We start from the raw sequence: 15,698 nt of genomic DNA on the forward strand, positions 1-15,698 counted from the left end.
TTGCAATGAATGAATGGGAGATGATATTGAGGTTGCTCCTGGCAGGTGTGCTTGGGGCACTTATAGGTTTCGAGAGAAGAAGTCATTTTAAGAATGCAGGACTTAGAACCCATTTTGTAGTTTCGATGGGAAGTGCGCTTATAATGCTTGTATCAAAATATGGTTTTTTTGATCTGGAAGGAATTGCTTCAGTTGGACTTGATCCAAGCAGGGTAGCAGCACAGGTTGTAAGCGGAATTGGATTCCTCGGGGCAGGAACTATAATAGTAGAACACCAGTATGTTAAAGGCCTTACCACTGCAGCTGGATTATGGGCTACTGCAGGTATTGGTCTTGCAATTGGAGCTGGAATGTATATACCAGGTGCGAGTGCGACTATTCTTATACTTGTAGGACTTGAAATACTTAACAAACTTCAAAGAAGTGCACTGTATTCAATTGTAAAGGCAGATATGTCGGTAGAAGGGGTAAATCCCTCGCTGGATGTACTTAAAAATTTGGAAATAAAGATATCAAATATACAGGTAAACAGACATCGGAACAAAAATGGTAAGGAGCCTGAAGTAAGGATCACATTTAGGCTGTACAGTAAAAGTCAAAATGATACAAACCAGGTTATGGTAAACCTTCTTAAAGTAGAACATGTAAAAAATGTTGATGTAAATTGATAATATATGATTGATTTGGAGGTAAATAGATGAAACTATTGTTGACCAATGATGATGGAATAAATGCCCAGGGACTTTATACCCTGGCAAAGTACCTTGAAGTAGATAATGAAGTTATAATTGCTGCACCATCAGAGCAAAAGAGTGCCAGCAGCCATTCTATAACTGTAGCAAGGGGAATAGGAGTAAAACAGAAAAAAATTCAGGGAATAAAATCTGCAGCCTACAGTATAAGCGGTACTCCAGCGGATTGTGTGAGAGTTGCAGTGGATAAAATAGCAGGAGATGTAGATATGGTAATATCGGGTATAAATGAAGGGTATAATGTTGGAATTGACGTGATCTATTCAGGAACAGTTTCTGCAGCAGTTGAGGCTGCACTTTGCAAAATACCCTCCATGGCAGTGTCAATGGGTGTCAATAGACCAGGATATGACTATAAGATAGCGGCTGAATATGCAAGCCGGGTTCTGAATATTGCAAGACAAAGATATCTCAAGGATGATGTAGTGTTGAGCCTCAATATACCACCTCTGGAGAGAGAGGATATAAAGGGTATAAAGGTGTGCAGGACCGGATTCAAAATGTATGATGATTTTTATGTGGAAAAAGAGGATGAGGACAACAAAAAAGGATTTTACCAGGAGGGAAAACTGACGGGATACGATGTAGAGGGTACGGATATGTATTATATAAAACGAGGTTATGTTACACTTACGCCGCTTCACTATGATTTGACTAATCACGAAATATTGAAGAATGTTAAAAATATATTTGAACAAAGTGAAAATGAATAGTGAAGCAATTCACTATTCATTTTCATTATCAACAGTTGGAACCCTTTTGGGGCTTCATATAGAAATTCTTTTTCATACCTACGCCGCCCTGTATATCCATGAGAGCTTCTCCAAAGCGCTGGAAGTGAACTACTTCCCTCTGCCTTAGAAATCTCAGTATATCCCTTAGATCAGGGTCATCCGTTAAGTCTGATAAATGTTCATAGGTCATTCTAGCCTTTTCCTCTGCGGCCAGGTCCTCATGCAGGTCGGCAATGTGGTCGCCAGTAGATGCGAAATAGGCAGCTGTCCATGGTACACCGTTTGCATCCACTAAAAATGGAGAATGATCGTGCTGGACGTAATTTGCTCCAAGACCAGCAGCTTCTAGTTCCTTTGGTGTTACACCTTCAACAAGCTGATGGAACATTGCGCCTATTATTTCAACATGTGCAAGTTCTTCTGTACCTATGTCTGTAAGTAGACCTTTTGTTTTGCCAGTGGGCATTGTATAACGTTGGGTTAAATATCTCATGGAAGCACTCAGCTCACCGTCAGGCCCTCCAAACTGAGTTATAAGATATTTGGCCATTCGGACGTCTTTTTTCTTTATATTTACAGGGTACTGTAATTTTTTTTCATAATTCCACATAATCTATCCTCCTATTTTTCAGATTCCCAGGGCCATGGATCGTTTATCCAGCTCCATGGATATTTGCTTGTACTTGATCCGAAATTGGTCAGCATGCCATAATTATCCTCATACTCTTTTTTTAGTGAAAGGAGTTGGGTGGTATATTTGTTATATGCTGACAATGCGTTCCTGTTGTTTGGAAAATTGTCGAGGTATAGATTTAGATCTACTGCAGCAAATTCAAGTTCTCTTATTTTGTTCAAGAGGCTTCTTCTGCTCAATTTATTTCCTTTATTGCCAGTATTGGCATTGTTATTATCCTTCATGGTTCCCCTCCTAATTATCGTTTTTTCGGATTGTATGGCTTGACAAGATTTGGAAATACAGTCCCCTCCATCAGTGCTTCCTTGAGTGGCAGTAATCCAATAAAAGGCTGTGGCATGATATAAACTCTTGCAAGCTGCATGTGCGGCATCATATTTGGAGTGGGCATGAAATTGGGCCCCATGTTTTGTTGCATATTGGGTCCCATGTTCGGAGCCATATAAGGCATGAAATTTGGATACAATGTTTTCACCTCTAATAGTTGTTTACAATGTCAATATATTCAGCACATATAAATATTGTTAATATAAATTGATCTATAAAATTTATCAATAGAGGTTTAATATGGGTGAATTTAATGGTATAATCATGTTAGTGTATTATTTAGTGAATTTTAATATTTATGCAGTTAAATTTATGTAAACCTCCGTGTATCATATATATTTGTATACCCTCCAGTTATATGCTTTTATACATGTTGGGAGTTTACATAAATCTTTCTTCTATATTATTATACGATTGAATTTGTTAAAATGCTCCATATAGTTTTTACTATTTGGAGTATTTTATATTTTGTGTTTTGAATAAATATCAGCATCTGCGCAAATAATAGAATCGGAGGTGTTTTTATGTCAATTACTTTAAGTACCAAGGAGAGAAATTTGCTGGAGGATCAAAAAACCCATGAACAAATATGCATAGAGAAATATACCAACTATTCAAATCAGGCTCAGGATCCACAGCTAAAAAAGTTGTTTACGGACAATGCCAACAGTGAAAGACAGCATTTAAACAGCATAAATTCTCTTTTAAGCGGTGAAATACCAAATACAAGTGGAGGCTCCAATGCATCGACAGCTGCATCACAGCAGGGGAATGCGGCAGCTTCAGCATCACAGGTGAAATCGGGTATGACTGGAACAGGCGATTCAGATTTTTGCACGGATATGTTAATGACAGAAAAATATGTGTCAGGAGCTTATGACACTGCAATATTTGAATTCAGGGATAAAAATGCCAGAGATGTTCTAAATCATATACAAAAGGAAGAGCAGCAGCACGGCGAGTCCATATACAATTACATGGCCAGCAAAGGAATGTATAAAGTACAATAGGATGGATGCAAAAATGGAATGTATTAATACATTCCATTTTTACGTATTTACGTATTATTGAAGATTTATTCCCATAGACATAAACAACCTGATTTTAGCTATTTCACTGCTGGAAAGCTTATCCAGTTGATATGATCTTGAGCTTCCGGTCTTTGCCCATACGGCAAAATGTTCACAGTTGTTCTGGAGAAGATTATAATTCTTTTCACCAAGCCTGGATTTTGCTCTCTTGACAGTTTCATAGGAGCTGAATTTTGCGCCCTCTCCAAGATCGAGCACAAAATATTTATCCTTATTAAAATACGGATATATATTGGTTTCCTGTATTTCAGTGTCAGACACTCTGCCATTGCTGCTGCAGTAATGAATAACCCTGTTGTTTCCTACATATACTCCGTAGTGATCGTATTTGTAACCCATATATTCATCGGATATACCTATTATGTCCCCATATTTTGGGCTTCTCTTTATTTTATTTGGTAGAGGTGATTTTTCATCCTTAACTTTGAATTTTATTATTTTGTCCTTGTCCATGCTTCCATTTTTTAAGTGAATATTATGTGAAATTGTAATATAGTATAGATTGTCATGAGTGAATCCATTTACAGGTGGATTTATCAATATATTCTTCTTGTCAGAATCCAGAAATGCATATACTTTAATAGGTTGATTATTGCTATTTTTTACCGATATGCTTTTTATGGAAATGTTATCCCATATTATTTCCCTGTGTATTGGAACTTTGATCTGGCTATAACTGTCCACAACGCTGAAGTTATTCTTTGCTGAATATATCTTATAACTTGAATATCCTGATATAATTAAAATAATTAATATCAATATCTTTATAAAATTATTTTTTTTCATACAAAACACCTTGCAATATATCATTTTTTTTTAGGAAACCAGCCTCTGGCAACTCTTTTCTTCTGTTTGAAAGTTTCTGATATTCCCCAGAGAGATGTAAAACCAAGTATGCCCAGAAATCCTGATAAAAATGTATTTTTTACCAGAAGGGAGAATACTGTACTTGTAATTCCTACTATTAAAAATATTACCCATATTTTTACTCCAAAATGGTATTCTCCTTTTATTACAGCTATATGTCCGAGTGCGGTGAGTACAAGTACTGATATACCCATCAGGATTCCGTAATTATTCATGATGTTGCAGCTCCTTATATTGATTATAATATTATTATATCATTTAATTAAAATAATTTGGCTAATAAAATGTATGGGGATATAATTAAATTAATGATATCGGAGGGATAAAATATGATAGTAATGTATGTAATAGTGGACATAGCTTTAATTATAATAATATCAGCCATAATTTTTTTAATGATTCCTGTAAAATATTCTGTTAGGGTTTTGATTAAGGACAAACATATAAGCTACAGTTTCAGAATGGAATTCTTCTTTAATATGATTATAGCTGAGGCTGTTGGTTCCGGGAAACATACTGAAGTAGATATAAGGATACTTTTTTTTAAAAAGAAACTTAACATGGAAGGTAAAAAGGCTAAAGGTTTCAGTAAAAATTTTAATATTTATGATTTTCTTGTTAATGCAAAAGAGTATGAAAAATATTTGAAAAATATATTAGATAGACTAAAGCCAAACTGCTTTAAAATAGATGGGAAGTACGGTTTCAGTGATCCATATGACACAGGTATGCTTGCAGGATTTATTTTCACGGTGAAACCCTTCCTAAAAGTTGTGAGTATTGATTTAAAACCGAATTTTTTTGGAGAAGAACTGTATATAAATATGGGTATTTGTGGTAGAATAAGACCTATAAGCATTATGAATTTTGGAGGTATATTATGGATATTAAAGAAAATGCAGAGGCGCTTTTTTCAAAGCTTGAGAATTTCTTTAAAACAGAAACCGTCGTAGGAAAACCTATAAAGATAGATGATATAATACTTGTTCCATTTATAACTGTAACTTTTGGATGTGGCACAGGAGTAGGAGAAGGAGATGTTCCGGGAAAGAAGCAATCTGGAGAAGGAGGAGGGCTTGGTGCAGGGGCCAGAATAACTCCAGATGCAGTTCTTGTAATAAAAGGTGAAATGGTTCAGATGATTCCCATAAGGAATAAGGGCAATCTTGACAAACTTATGGAACTTATTCCTGGAATAATTGAAAAACTTGACAAGGGAATAAAAGGGCATAAAGCAAAAAAAGAAAAGCAGGATATGGATTAAAAACAGTCCAAGAAGAAACTTTTAAGAGAGTTTCTTTTTTTCTTTTTGTGGACATTTTTCCTATAATATATAAAAGTGTATATATATTATGTGAAGGGAGATGATAGTATGGCTGCTCAATCAACAAAACTGCAGACTTCATTGCTACTCAAATATAAGGATGGTGTAGATGAAGAAGGTAAGGACATAGTGAGATCACAAAAATTTTCAAAAGTGAAAGTTACGGCAACAGATGACGAGATTTACAATACCTCAATGGAGATAGAAAAGCTCATTGGGAAACCACTTCACGAAATAACAAAAATAGACCAGAACAACATAACTGGTTAGAGAGGAGAATATATTAAATGGAAAGATCAGTTATCATGAATTTTTTAAATGAAAGTGGACAGAAAACTTCAATCAAGGTTTCTAATATAAAAACAGATCTGACTGATGCTGAAGTAAAGACGGTTATGGAAGCCATAATTACAAACAATATATTTGAGTACAAAGGTGGAGACCTTAGAACAATTGATTCAGCTCATGTTGCGGAAAATGAAACAATAGACCTCAATGTGAAATAAGAGAAGTGGGATGTATTTTTTAATACATCCCGCTTCTTTGTTATTTCTTTTAATTAAAGTATGTAAAGATGTTATGAAAATTTACGATAAAAATTAACAGGATGTTTTTATATAAAAATTTACTCAAAACGGAGGAATTGTTATGCAGAAAAAGAGCAGGAAACTTATGTCATTTTGCAGTCTGGCAACTTTAGTCATTTCAAGTTCAGTATTCTCAACAACATTGGTAAAATCCGCGGATACAAACACACAGAGAATCGGAGGAGTCGACAGATATGAAACGGCTTCTTTAATTTCACGGGATGGATGGGAAAATGGTTCTGATTATGTTGTAATTACAAATGGACAAAGCTATGCAGATAATTTGACTGCGGCACCGCTTGCAAAAGCCAAGGATGCACCTATACTTTTAACTCAGGAAAGTAAGTTAAGTTCAGCCACTCTTGACGAGATAAAAAGACTTGGAGCCAAGCATTTTATAATTATAGGTGGAAATGGAGTGGTCTCGGAAGGTATTGAAAGCAGAATAAAATCAGAAATCGCATCTTCTGATGTTGAAAGATATGGTGGGACAGACAGATTCGAAACTTCAGTAAAAGTTGCAGAAGCACTTGGAACTTCAAATAGTATATTTATTGCAAATGGCTTGAGATTTCCTGATGCCATTTCCGCAGCACCCATAGCAGCTATTAAAGGTATTCCTATAATTCTTACACAGGAGAAAGATCTACCAAAAGCAGTGTCTGGATACATAAAATCCAATCCAGATATAACTAAGACCTATATAATAGGTGGAAGTGGGGTAGTAAATGATTCTGTTTTGAACAGTCTTCCTGGAGGACAGAGACTGGGCGGAATTGACAGATATGACACAAATTCAAAGGTGATAAGAGAATTTGTGAGCGAAATTGATTCCAGCAACATATATGTTGCATCTGGAGATAGATTTCCTGATTCACTCACAGGTTCAGTGCTTGCAGCAAAAAGGAAGAATGCAATTGTAATAACGTCACAACCTGCAAGTTCCCATACAAAAAATCTATTTACAGATTTATTGAATAAGGGAACAAAGATTGTATCGCTTGGAGGGTCAGCCGTATTGCCGGATTCACTTATATCCCAGCTTAAGGATGTAATAACTAAAACTGTTCCAGGCGGTGGTGGTAGTGGTTCATCAAGTGGAGACAAAAATATTACATCTAGTTTAAAAAGTGGAACGGGTATCCTTGGCAGTATATATGCAGTATATAAAAATAAAATAAACAATACTACATTGGAGAATAAATACTTTACTATAGATGATTTAGATGGACAGACTAATGATGCATATATAAATGTGAATTTGAAAAATACTGCAGATGGAATAAATGATTTGCAGGATGTATTTAAGAAAGCACAAACAAGATATAATATTCAAAATGGTACTATAACAGATACTGCTAAGTTTGATCAAGATATAGAAAAGATAAATGACAAGCTGAGTACACATTTTGATAGTTTGAAAATAAACAATGATAAAACAATATTAAATTTTCTGGCAGAATTGGGTTCACAGTACTTTGATGAAGATGGAAAAATTGTATCTAGTAAAATTAAGAATGTAATTGAATCGCATGCAGGAGATGCAGAAGGTGCCTATGATGAATTTAAAGCAGATATAGATACACAGATAAGTGAGTATTTTACACAAAATCCTGAAGGAAAAGACTTAGCAGCACAAACTATTAAGGTTACCTATGAAGGTATAGATATAACAAAAGTTATTAAAGGAAATACTGTAATTTTTGATGCAAGTAAAAATGCTCAAGATGCAGTTAAACAATTAGAGGACAACTTTATATTACCGGCCTATGATAGTGGTGACAGCTATTTTGATGGAATATATCGATTGTATTTAGGTGGTTCGGAGTATATAGATATAAAAGTTAATCCACAGCTTTAGATAAAACCAATATAATTGAAAAAAATGCCCATTTGCCTTTTTGCAAATGGGCATTTATAATACATATATATGGGAGGTAGTATATGAGTAGAAAAAAGATAATCATGAATATTGTGATGAGTATTGTTCTTGTATCTTCTGTAGTTACTGCGGTACCTGAAAGGGCATTTGCGGCAGTTTCCAGACTTGGAGGTGAAGACAGATACGAAACATCTGTAGAAGTTTCAAAAGGTGGATGGCAGGATGCAGATCATGTAGTACTTGTCAGTGGAGAGAGCTATGCAGATGCCTTATGTGCTGCACCGCTTGCAAAAAAATATAGTGCACCGATACTTCTTACGGATGGAAAAACCTTGAATGAAAAAGTGAAATCCAGAATATCGGAATTAGGTGTCAGTTATGTCACAATAGTAGGAGGAAATGGTGCTGTTTCAGATTCAATACAGGATGATCTGAAATCCATGAATATTGAGGTAGACCGTGTATGGGGGGCTGACAGATATGAAACTTCCGTTGCTGTTGCAAAGAAACTTGAAAATTTTAGCAGGGTAGTTATTGCTTCAGGACAGGGTTATGCTGATGCTCTTTCAATTGCACCTGTGGCTGCTAGTCAGGGGATACCAATACTTCTTACATCAAGAAATTATATTCCAAAGAATGTAAAAAGCTACATAGATAGCAATAAGAAAGATATAACAAGTACCTACGTAATAGGTGGAAGTGGCGTAATAATTGATGATTCTGTTGCTTCTCTTCCTTCAAAGATCAGAATAGGTGGAAGCGACAGGTATGAAACGAATGTAGATGTCATGAAATATTTTAAGGACAAAATCAATTTCAATGATATTTATGTAGTCAGGGGAAATGGATCCAAGGGGGATGAGTTTGCAGACGCCCTTTCGGCTTCGGCACTGGCGGCAAAAACATCTTCACCTGTTATACTTACTTATAATGTTTTGCCAAAATGCACAGAAGACTTCATAATTGGAAATGTAAGTGACAATAAAAATGTCATTGCAGTAGGTGGACAAGAAGCTGTTTCAGATTATCTCTTGAGTTATGTACAGTTTATATCGAAAATATATGAATTTAGATTAATACCAGGTGAGCTCGAGTCCATAGCTGATTCCGTGGAAAACAAGAATGAAAAGAATGTACTATTGAACTTGTCCTCGGTTATACAAAAGGCAGTAGACTCTAGTGATTTTGGAAGTGATTTTTCAGATGATATGGATAATGCAGAACAACTTCTCAAAAATTTAAGTGATAGTGAACAAGTGGATCTGTACAATAGAATTTCATCTGACAAGGAATTGATGCAGCAACTTCAAGATCTGGATAGTAGTTATGTTAAATCCGGTTTATAATTTGGATGAATAGACATTTTGGTCATAGAAAATTTGTACTTTTAGTATGAATTTTTTGTGACCTATTTAGTTTTAAATTTAATAATACTACCAAAGATGCTATAATGAAATAAAATATTGTAATTTAGGAGCTAAATATGGGAAAAATTAAATCACGAACAGGAAAAATAGTATTGTTGATAATTATTTTGATTATATTAACGGTTGTGACATTTGTCTCGCTAATATTCTGGGATTCTTCTTATAGAGTCAAAGAGTACAAATTTTCGCAGACAGCATTGGAAAAAATAATAGAAGCTAAAATCAATGGGGAAACTGTAAAACTTGATTCGGAAGAATTGAATGGCATTGTATCTGCATTTTATCAAAATAGCAAAACTTCAGGAAATATTATGATCAAAGGAATAAATTTGGATATTGCAGACAGTACATTGAAATTTTATGTACCTGTAACTTACAAAAAGTTCAATTTTCTTATGACTTCAGAAGGCAGAATATATTTGGAGAATGATAGAATAATATATGATCCTCTATACTTTAGAATTGGAAAGATAAGTATTCCTAAAAAGTATGTTTTTAATAAGCTTTCGGGCAAATTAAATGACAAATTAAAGGTAGAGGGAAATATCATAAGTATATCTTCCAATGTGATTCCCATAAATATGAACAGCATTGAGGTACAAAATAAAATGCTTCTCATAAAGGTAACCAAAAGCAGCATGAATCTGGAGAAAAATATTATGAACTCTGCTGAAAGTGGTGTACAGGGGAACAATCAGACAGATAAAAATAATGATTCTGAGAGTAAGGTATCGGATAATGAACAGGCGGTTGTATCTAAAATATTATCTGCCATAAACAGCAAGAATAAAGCTGTTCTTATTTCTGCGGAAACTGATTATAACAAACTTTCTCCTGAAGGTAAAAAGCGTGTAAAAGCAGTTGTAAAATCAAGTCTTGACAAGAATACTCTGGAACAAATTCAAGAAAAAATCAAATAATGGAGAGTAGAGTACTGTTATTGACATTATAGAAAATAAATAATATAATTACATTTTAATTGAGATTATAAATAATTAGGGGGCAAAAAATGAGTAATTACAGTGTATTTTTACCAAGCTATAGTGTAGGAGATGATGTCTATAGAGAAATCCCGAAGATCTGTGAACCCTATGGAAAAAAGGCTGTTGTAATTGGGGGAAAAACAGCAATGGCAAAGGCTAAGGAATTACTTTTAGAGGGTGTTAAGGATTCAAATATAGAAATAGTGGATTTTGTATGGTTTGGCGGCGATTCTTCCTATGAAAACGTAGAAATGCTAAAAAAGAATGCGTCAGTTGGAAACGCTGACATGGTATTTGCGGTTGGAGGAGGAAGAAGTGTTGATACAAGTAAAACAATGTGTGATCAAACGGGGAAGCCGCTGTTTACATTTCCTACAATAGCCTCAAACTGTGCTTCAATAACTGCAACTACAGTAATTTATGATGATAAACGTGTATTTAAAGAATTGTATTTTCTTAAAAAACCTGCAATCCATTGTTTTATAAATACCAAAATAATAGCAGAAGCACCTAATCATTTTATATGGGCCGGTATAGGGGATGCACTTTCAAAAGAATATGAGTGTACTTTTTCATCAAGGGGAGATGAACTTGATCATACCAATCTCCTGGGTGTAGACATAAGCCGCAACTGTGTTGAACCTCTATTGAAATATGGTGGAAAGGCTTATGAGGATGTTAAAAATAATAAAGTTTCCTACGAATTGGAACAAGTAATTCTCAATATAATAGTCACCACAGGGTTTGTATCAGTTTTTGTAATAAATGATTATAATAGCTGTCTTGCACATTCTGTGTATTATGGATGCACTACGCTTAAACATGTAGAAAAAAATCACCTGCATGGAGAGCTTGTATCCTATGGAGTTTTGGTTATGCTGACATGTGACAAAAATTATAAAGAACGTGATAGAATTTACAATTTCAATAAAAGTATCGGACTTCCAACCTGTTTAGCTGATATTGAAATAGAGGAAAAAGATATTGACACCATATTGGACAAGGCAATGGAAACTGGGGATATAAAACATGTTCCCTATAAAATAACAAGAGATATGGTCTACAACGCAATAATGGATTTAGAAAAATTAAAATTCTGATATCTAAATTTATACATATTTGTTTCTAGATAATAGAAAAAAGGCAGCTGCATGGCTGCTTTTTTCTATTAGGAGAATATAAATGAAAAAATTGTTTACTCTAGATTCTTATTATAAGAGAAGTTACAAGGTTCACCATCACAATTTAAAACCAATTCATCTGACTCAGTTGCAAATATTTCTTTCTCATTTATAACATCCTCATGTACTCTTTCCTTTGCTTTTAAATCTCTTTCATCTTTCATAATTCTATACCTCCATTTATATAAATAATATTTGTATTCAATTAATAATTACTATTGATTAATTATTATTATAGCATATAAAAATAATTAATCAATACCTTTTTTTTATTTTAGTTAAAAAAATAAATTGTTAACCAATTATATATATTAAGTTGACAATATTGATTATTTAATTTATTATCTTTATAGGTAAAATTCAAGCAATAGATAGGAGAGATAAAATTGAAGAAGAAACTAACTATAAGAGATGTTATTTATTCTGCATTATTGGCGGCAATTACTTCCGTTCTGAGTTATGTTGCAGTGCCGATACCTTTTAGTCCTGTTCCAATAACGGGACAGTCACTTGCAGTCATGATTGCCGGGTGTGTTCTTACACCTTTTCAGGCAGGCTTCAGCATGATAATATTTTTACTCCTTGGATGTATTGGTGTTCCTGTATTTTCAGGAGGAAGAGCAGGAATTGGGATTGTCGTTGGAAAATCCGGAGGGTATCTTATTGGATATTTTGTAGGTGCAGTTATAATAAGTATTCTGACACGAAAGAATAGATCCATTACAAGAATGTTTGTAGCCTGTATTATAGCTGGAATAGGAGTGGTGCATTTTATGGGAGCAGCATGGCTCGGATTTATTATGAATATTGGGATAAAAAAAGCATTTTTGATTGGATCCCTTCCATTTTTACCGGGTGATTTTTTAAAGGCAATAGCGTCTGTATTTATTTCATCAAGGTTGAACAGGGAGTTGAGAAGAAATTAAAAAGGTGTATATTATAGGAGGATTGAGGACACCTATAGGAAAGACAAACGGATGCTTAAGAGATTTTCTCCCTGAAAGGCTGGCAGCCTGTCTAATTCAAGAACTCATACATAAATATGATCTCCAGAAAAATTCTATAGAAGAAGTTATTCTTGGAAATGTAGTTGGACCTGGAGGGAATATTGCAAGACTAAGTCTTTTGGAGGCAGCTTTGCCCTTTGATGTAGTTGGCACAACTGTAGATTTTCAGTGTGGTTCTGGCTTGAAGGCCATAAACTTGGCAGGAAATCTAATAAGGTCCGGCCAGAGAGATATTGTAATGGCAGGAGGAGTGGAAAGTACAAGCATGGCTCCAAACAAGCAGTATAATTCAAGGGACAGTAGATATAAAGGTAAAAATGTATTTTATAAAAGGGCACAGTTTTCACCATATTCAATTGGAGATCCTGATATGGTAGAAGGTGCTGAAAACATAGCGAGATACTGCAATATTATTAGAGAAGATATGGATATATGGGCATTGAAAAGTCATATCAGAGCACTGGAGGCAAGAAGTAAAGGCAAACTTAATGGTATAATTTACAGAATACAAAAAGGTGAAAAAGTCATTGAAAAAGATGAAAGTATTAGAAGGAAACCTTCCTTAAAGCTTATAAAAAGAGCTATGCCGATTCTGGGTAGCAAAGGGACTATAACTGCAGGAAATACTTGTGGCACTAATGATGGGGCTGCTCTTATAATTATGGCATCAGAAAAAGCAGTTCAAAAATATGGCTTGCATCCTGAGGCAATATGGATTGGAGGGGATAGTGCAGGTATTGATCCGAATTTATTTCCACTTGGGGCCGTTGCTGCTTCAAGGGAAATTTTAAAGTCATATGGATTTAAAATTCATGATATGGACTTTGTAGAAATAAATGAAGCATTTGCCGTAAAGGTGCTGGCATTTCTACGGTATTTTGATTACTCAGAGAATAAAATAAATATATTTGGAGGGGCTCTAGCTTATGGACATCCTTATGGAGCTTCTGGGTGTATTATAATGCTTCATCTTCTGGAAGCTTTGAAAGATAAAAAGAAGAAAAGGGGAATGGCGGTATTGGGAATCGCCGGGGGGCTTGGTGAGGCAGCTATTATAGAAAGGTGTGATTGATTTAATATGTTGGTTTTTTCAGGAGTATTTAAGAATGCACAGAAAAATCCGGAAAAAATATGTATGAGTTTTAACAAAAGAGCCGTAACATATGAGGAGTTTGTAAAAAATATAAATGAAAGGGCAATGTTTTTGGCTGCAAAATATGATGCAGGCAGCAAAATAATAATAAAAAATACAGATCCAATAGAGGCAGTAACTAATTTTTTCTCCTGTTCCAGGGCTGGAATTGTTTCAGTTCCGGTTGCAGACAACATAAATCCACCCAAATTAGAGAAGATAAAATTTAAAATTAGACCCTGCTGTATTATAGACGAACAATTTTATTTTGAGCTGGATGAAAACAGGAATTCCATATTACCTGATATTGATGATTCATGTATTTTCCTTGGAGCCTTGAGCTCGGGAACTACAGGACACAATAAGATAATATGGAGGGATCATAAAAGCTGGACAAGTGCTTTCAAATATCAAAGTGAGGCATTCAATATAAATTCAAGCGATGCACTTTTTTTGGTAGGATCTCTTTCATATACGGGAAATCTCAACAGTGCAGTACATATTCTAAATGAAGGTGGAAGTATAGTGTTTTCCAAAAGTATTTATCCCAGAAGATGGGTAAAAGAGATTCGACAGAACAATGTTACAAGTATATTTATGGTGCCTGCACGCTACAGAATATTGCTAAAGGAACTTAAGATAAATCTTGAAAGTGTGAAATCCATATTGAGTGCCGGAGATAAGATTGATTCCAATACAGTGGTTTTATTGAAAAATAGATTTCCAAACTCCAGTATTTGTGAATATTACGGTGCAAGTGAATTAGGACATGTATCCTATATAAATTTTAGAGAAAGTGATATGACAGATAGCGTCGGAAAAGCATTTCCACAGGTAAAACTTTGGATTGAGAAGGATGTGGTATGGGTGGAAAGTCCATATATAGCGCCTGATTTCAAGCCAAGAGCTTCTGTTGGCGATATTGGTAGAATAGATAAAGATGGCAATTTATATATTTTAGGAAGAAAAAACAACACTATAAATAAAGGCGGAGTAAAGATACTGCCTTATAACATAGAGAAGGTACTGGATGCAAGTCCCGATATACTGAAATCTGTAGTATATGGAATAAAGAATTCAATAAAAGGAGAAGAAATATGTGCGGTAGTTGTACCGAAAAATAATGCACTTACTGTTGAAGGTGTTAGAAGGTACTGCAAAAACAATCTTGAATTATATATGCAGCCGAAGAAAATAAAAATAGTAAAAGACATAAAATTAAATTCCAGTGGGAAAATTGACAGAAATCTCCTGCTCTAGGGCAGGGCGCTTTATTTTTATGATGAATTGTTTTAAAATTAAAGTGGAGGTGTTGAATTTGGCTATAGCACAGGCAACAATTGTACCGATTGGAACGGGATCCACAAGTGTGAGCAAATATGTGGCTAATTGTCATAAAATACTTCAGAATGAGAAGCGTATCAAATATGAATTAACCCCTATGGCCACAGTATTTGAGGGGGATTTGGATATTATTTTGGAAGTTATAAGAAAAATGCATGAAATTCCTTTCCAGAATGGTGCAGAGAGAGTTATTACTTCTATAAGCATAGATGATAGGAGAGACAGGGAGGCATCCATGAGTCAGAAGCTCAATTCGGTAAAAGAAAAACTGTAATATATGAATCGGTGGTTTCAGATAAACTGCCGGTTCATATATTTTGTCTTTACACTGATTATATGGAATGGTATAATAATCATTACCTTTTC

21 protein-coding genes are annotated in these 15,698 nt (G+C 34.7%); 15 read left to right on the top strand and 6 right to left on the bottom strand.

Features of this window, described 5'->3' with window-relative positions; genetic code table 11:
• Positions 1-5 precede the first annotated feature (5 nt).
• Together ACSVC9_RS01370 and surE are read left to right on the top strand one after the other, a co-directional pair.
• Entirely contained in the window at positions 6-668 is a 663-nt protein-coding gene (locus ACSVC9_RS01370) for an MgtC/SapB family protein (protein ID WP_446898601.1), read from the top strand.
• 29 nt (positions 669-697) lie between these two features.
• The gene (gene surE / locus ACSVC9_RS01375) at positions 698-1,465 is read left to right on the top strand and encodes a 5'/3'-nucleotidase SurE (RefSeq protein ID WP_446898602.1); all 768 of its coding nucleotides are present in this window, start codon (positions 698-700) and stop codon (positions 1,463-1,465) included.
• A 28-nt stretch (positions 1,466-1,493) separates the two neighbouring features.
• Here surE and ACSVC9_RS01380 read toward each other — a convergent pair whose 3' ends face one another.
• Genes ACSVC9_RS01380 through ACSVC9_RS01390 form a run of 3 tightly spaced genes read right to left on the bottom strand, consistent with a single transcriptional unit; the run spans position 1,494 to position 2,622 of the window.
• Positions 1,494-2,096, bottom strand: coding sequence for a manganese catalase family protein (locus ACSVC9_RS01380; RefSeq protein ID WP_446898603.1), 603 nt, complete (start codon positions 2,094-2,096; stop codon positions 1,494-1,496).
• Positions 2,097-2,107: 11 nt separating this feature from the next.
• Positions 2,108-2,404 carry a spore coat protein CotJB gene (locus ACSVC9_RS01385; protein ID WP_446898604.1) on the bottom strand — a complete coding sequence of 99 codons (297 nt, stop codon included), beginning with the start codon at positions 2,402-2,404 and terminating at the stop codon, positions 2,108-2,110.
• A 14-nt stretch (positions 2,405-2,418) separates the two neighbouring features.
• The gene (locus tag ACSVC9_RS01390) at positions 2,419-2,622 is read right to left on the bottom strand and encodes a spore coat associated protein CotJA (protein ID WP_446898605.1); all 204 of its coding nucleotides are present in this window, start codon (positions 2,620-2,622) and stop codon (positions 2,419-2,421) included.
• Positions 2,623-3,031: 409 nt separating this feature from the next.
• Here ACSVC9_RS01390 and ACSVC9_RS01395 point away from each other — a divergent pair, with 409 nt between their 5' ends.
• Positions 3,032-3,517: a spore coat protein gene (locus ACSVC9_RS01395; protein WP_446898606.1), complete on the top strand. Its 486-nt coding sequence runs from the start codon at positions 3,032-3,034 to the stop codon at positions 3,515-3,517.
• 54 nt (positions 3,518-3,571) lie between these two features.
• Here ACSVC9_RS01395 and ACSVC9_RS01400 read toward each other — a convergent pair whose 3' ends face one another.
• Entirely contained in the window at positions 3,572-4,384 is an 813-nt protein-coding gene (locus ACSVC9_RS01400; protein ID WP_446898607.1) for a lecithin retinol acyltransferase family protein, read from the bottom strand.
• Positions 4,385-4,404: 20 nt separating this feature from the next.
• Positions 4,405-4,680, bottom strand: coding sequence for a DUF4491 family protein (locus ACSVC9_RS01405; RefSeq protein ID WP_446898608.1), 276 nt, complete (start codon positions 4,678-4,680; stop codon positions 4,405-4,407).
• Between the two features lie 114 nt (positions 4,681-4,794).
• Here ACSVC9_RS01405 and ACSVC9_RS01410 point away from each other — a divergent pair, with 114 nt between their 5' ends.
• The 8 genes from ACSVC9_RS01410 to ACSVC9_RS01445 all read left to right on the top strand — a co-directional run bounded on the left by ACSVC9_RS01410 (position 4,795) and on the right by ACSVC9_RS01445 (position 11,768).
• Positions 4,795-5,418: a DUF2953 domain-containing protein gene (locus ACSVC9_RS01410; protein ID WP_446898609.1), complete on the top strand. Its 624-nt coding sequence runs from the start codon at positions 4,795-4,797 to the stop codon at positions 5,416-5,418.
• Positions 5,346-5,729, top strand: a complete 384-nt coding sequence (locus tag ACSVC9_RS01415) for a GerW family sporulation protein (RefSeq protein WP_446898610.1) — start codon at positions 5,346-5,348, stop codon at positions 5,727-5,729. Before ACSVC9_RS01410 ends, ACSVC9_RS01415 begins: the two co-directional genes overlap by 73 nt.
• A gap of 108 nt (positions 5,730-5,837) precedes the next feature.
• Positions 5,838-6,059 carry a DUF1659 domain-containing protein gene (locus ACSVC9_RS01420; RefSeq protein WP_446898611.1) on the top strand — a complete coding sequence of 74 codons (222 nt, stop codon included), beginning with the start codon at positions 5,838-5,840 and terminating at the stop codon, positions 6,057-6,059.
• Between the two features lie 17 nt (positions 6,060-6,076).
• Positions 6,077-6,295 carry a DUF2922 domain-containing protein gene (locus tag ACSVC9_RS01425; RefSeq protein WP_446898612.1) on the top strand — a complete coding sequence of 73 codons (219 nt, stop codon included), beginning with the start codon at positions 6,077-6,079 and terminating at the stop codon, positions 6,293-6,295.
• A gap of 142 nt (positions 6,296-6,437) precedes the next feature.
• On the top strand, positions 6,438-8,237 hold the full coding sequence (locus tag ACSVC9_RS01430; protein ID WP_446898613.1) for a cell wall-binding repeat-containing protein: 1,800 nt from the start codon (positions 6,438-6,440) through the stop codon (positions 8,235-8,237).
• Positions 8,238-8,320: 83 nt separating this feature from the next.
• Positions 8,321-9,604: a cell wall-binding repeat-containing protein gene (locus ACSVC9_RS01435; RefSeq protein ID WP_446898614.1), complete on the top strand. Its 1,284-nt coding sequence runs from the start codon at positions 8,321-8,323 to the stop codon at positions 9,602-9,604.
• Between the two features lie 137 nt (positions 9,605-9,741).
• A complete protein-coding gene (locus ACSVC9_RS01440; RefSeq protein WP_446898615.1) occupies positions 9,742-10,605 on the top strand; it encodes a hypothetical protein in 864 nt (287 codons plus the stop codon).
• A gap of 89 nt (positions 10,606-10,694) precedes the next feature.
• Entirely contained in the window at positions 10,695-11,768 is a 1,074-nt protein-coding gene (locus ACSVC9_RS01445) for an iron-containing alcohol dehydrogenase family protein (RefSeq protein WP_446898616.1), read from the top strand.
• A gap of 95 nt (positions 11,769-11,863) precedes the next feature.
• On the opposite strand, the gene ACSVC9_RS01450 is transcribed toward ACSVC9_RS01445, so the two are convergent.
• A complete protein-coding gene (locus ACSVC9_RS01450) occupies positions 11,864-12,013 on the bottom strand; it encodes a hypothetical protein (protein ID WP_446898617.1) in 150 nt (49 codons plus the stop codon).
• A 222-nt stretch (positions 12,014-12,235) separates the two neighbouring features.
• Between ACSVC9_RS01450 and ACSVC9_RS01455 the strand changes: the two genes are divergently transcribed.
• Genes ACSVC9_RS01455 through ACSVC9_RS01470 form a run of 4 tightly spaced genes read left to right on the top strand, consistent with a single transcriptional unit; the run spans position 12,236 to position 15,606 of the window.
• Positions 12,236-12,775, top strand: a complete 540-nt coding sequence (locus ACSVC9_RS01455; RefSeq protein ID WP_446898618.1) for a biotin transporter BioY — start codon at positions 12,236-12,238, stop codon at positions 12,773-12,775.
• Positions 12,776-12,779: 4 nt separating this feature from the next.
• Positions 12,780-13,928: a thiolase family protein gene (locus ACSVC9_RS01460; RefSeq protein ID WP_446898619.1), complete on the top strand. Its 1,149-nt coding sequence runs from the start codon at positions 12,780-12,782 to the stop codon at positions 13,926-13,928.
• A gap of 6 nt (positions 13,929-13,934) precedes the next feature.
• Positions 13,935-15,248, top strand: coding sequence for an AMP-binding protein (locus ACSVC9_RS01465; protein WP_446898620.1), 1,314 nt, complete (start codon positions 13,935-13,937; stop codon positions 15,246-15,248).
• A gap of 58 nt (positions 15,249-15,306) precedes the next feature.
• On the top strand, positions 15,307-15,606 hold the full coding sequence (locus tag ACSVC9_RS01470) for an MTH1187 family thiamine-binding protein (RefSeq protein ID WP_446898621.1): 300 nt from the start codon (positions 15,307-15,309) through the stop codon (positions 15,604-15,606).
• Positions 15,607-15,698 lie beyond the last annotated feature (92 nt).

The organism is Clostridium sp. LBM24168, from assembly GCF_052953915.1.

Coding starts and splice junctions, on each gene's coding strand:
- ACSVC9_RS01370 (WP_446898601.1), top strand. CDS start 6: ATGAATGAATGGGAGATGATATTGAGGTTGCTCCTGGCAGGTGTGCTT.
- surE (WP_446898602.1), top strand. CDS start 698: ATGAAACTATTGTTGACCAATGATGATGGAATAAATGCCCAGGGACTT.
- ACSVC9_RS01380 (WP_446898603.1), bottom strand. CDS start 2,096: ATGTGGAATTATGAAAAAAAATTACAGTACCCTGTAAATATAAAGAAA.
- ACSVC9_RS01385 (WP_446898604.1), bottom strand. CDS start 2,404: ATGAAGGATAATAACAATGCCAATACTGGCAATAAAGGAAATAAATTG.
- ACSVC9_RS01390 (WP_446898605.1), bottom strand. CDS start 2,622: ATGGCTCCGAACATGGGACCCAATATGCAACAAAACATGGGGCCCAAT.
- ACSVC9_RS01395 (WP_446898606.1), top strand. CDS start 3,032: ATGTCAATTACTTTAAGTACCAAGGAGAGAAATTTGCTGGAGGATCAA.
- ACSVC9_RS01400 (WP_446898607.1), bottom strand. CDS start 4,384: ATGAAAAAAAATAATTTTATAAAGATATTGATATTAATTATTTTAATT.
- ACSVC9_RS01405 (WP_446898608.1), bottom strand. CDS start 4,680: ATGAATAATTACGGAATCCTGATGGGTATATCAGTACTTGTACTCACC.
- ACSVC9_RS01410 (WP_446898609.1), top strand. CDS start 4,795: ATGATAGTAATGTATGTAATAGTGGACATAGCTTTAATTATAATAATA.
- ACSVC9_RS01415 (WP_446898610.1), top strand. CDS start 5,346: ATGGATATTAAAGAAAATGCAGAGGCGCTTTTTTCAAAGCTTGAGAAT.
- ACSVC9_RS01420 (WP_446898611.1), top strand. CDS start 5,838: ATGGCTGCTCAATCAACAAAACTGCAGACTTCATTGCTACTCAAATAT.
- ACSVC9_RS01425 (WP_446898612.1), top strand. CDS start 6,077: ATGGAAAGATCAGTTATCATGAATTTTTTAAATGAAAGTGGACAGAAA.
- ACSVC9_RS01430 (WP_446898613.1), top strand. CDS start 6,438: ATGCAGAAAAAGAGCAGGAAACTTATGTCATTTTGCAGTCTGGCAACT.
- ACSVC9_RS01435 (WP_446898614.1), top strand. CDS start 8,321: ATGAGTAGAAAAAAGATAATCATGAATATTGTGATGAGTATTGTTCTT.
- ACSVC9_RS01440 (WP_446898615.1), top strand. CDS start 9,742: ATGGGAAAAATTAAATCACGAACAGGAAAAATAGTATTGTTGATAATT.
- ACSVC9_RS01445 (WP_446898616.1), top strand. CDS start 10,695: ATGAGTAATTACAGTGTATTTTTACCAAGCTATAGTGTAGGAGATGAT.
- ACSVC9_RS01450 (WP_446898617.1), bottom strand. CDS start 12,013: ATGAAAGATGAAAGAGATTTAAAAGCAAAGGAAAGAGTACATGAGGAT.
- ACSVC9_RS01465 (WP_446898620.1), top strand. CDS start 13,935: ATGTTGGTTTTTTCAGGAGTATTTAAGAATGCACAGAAAAATCCGGAA.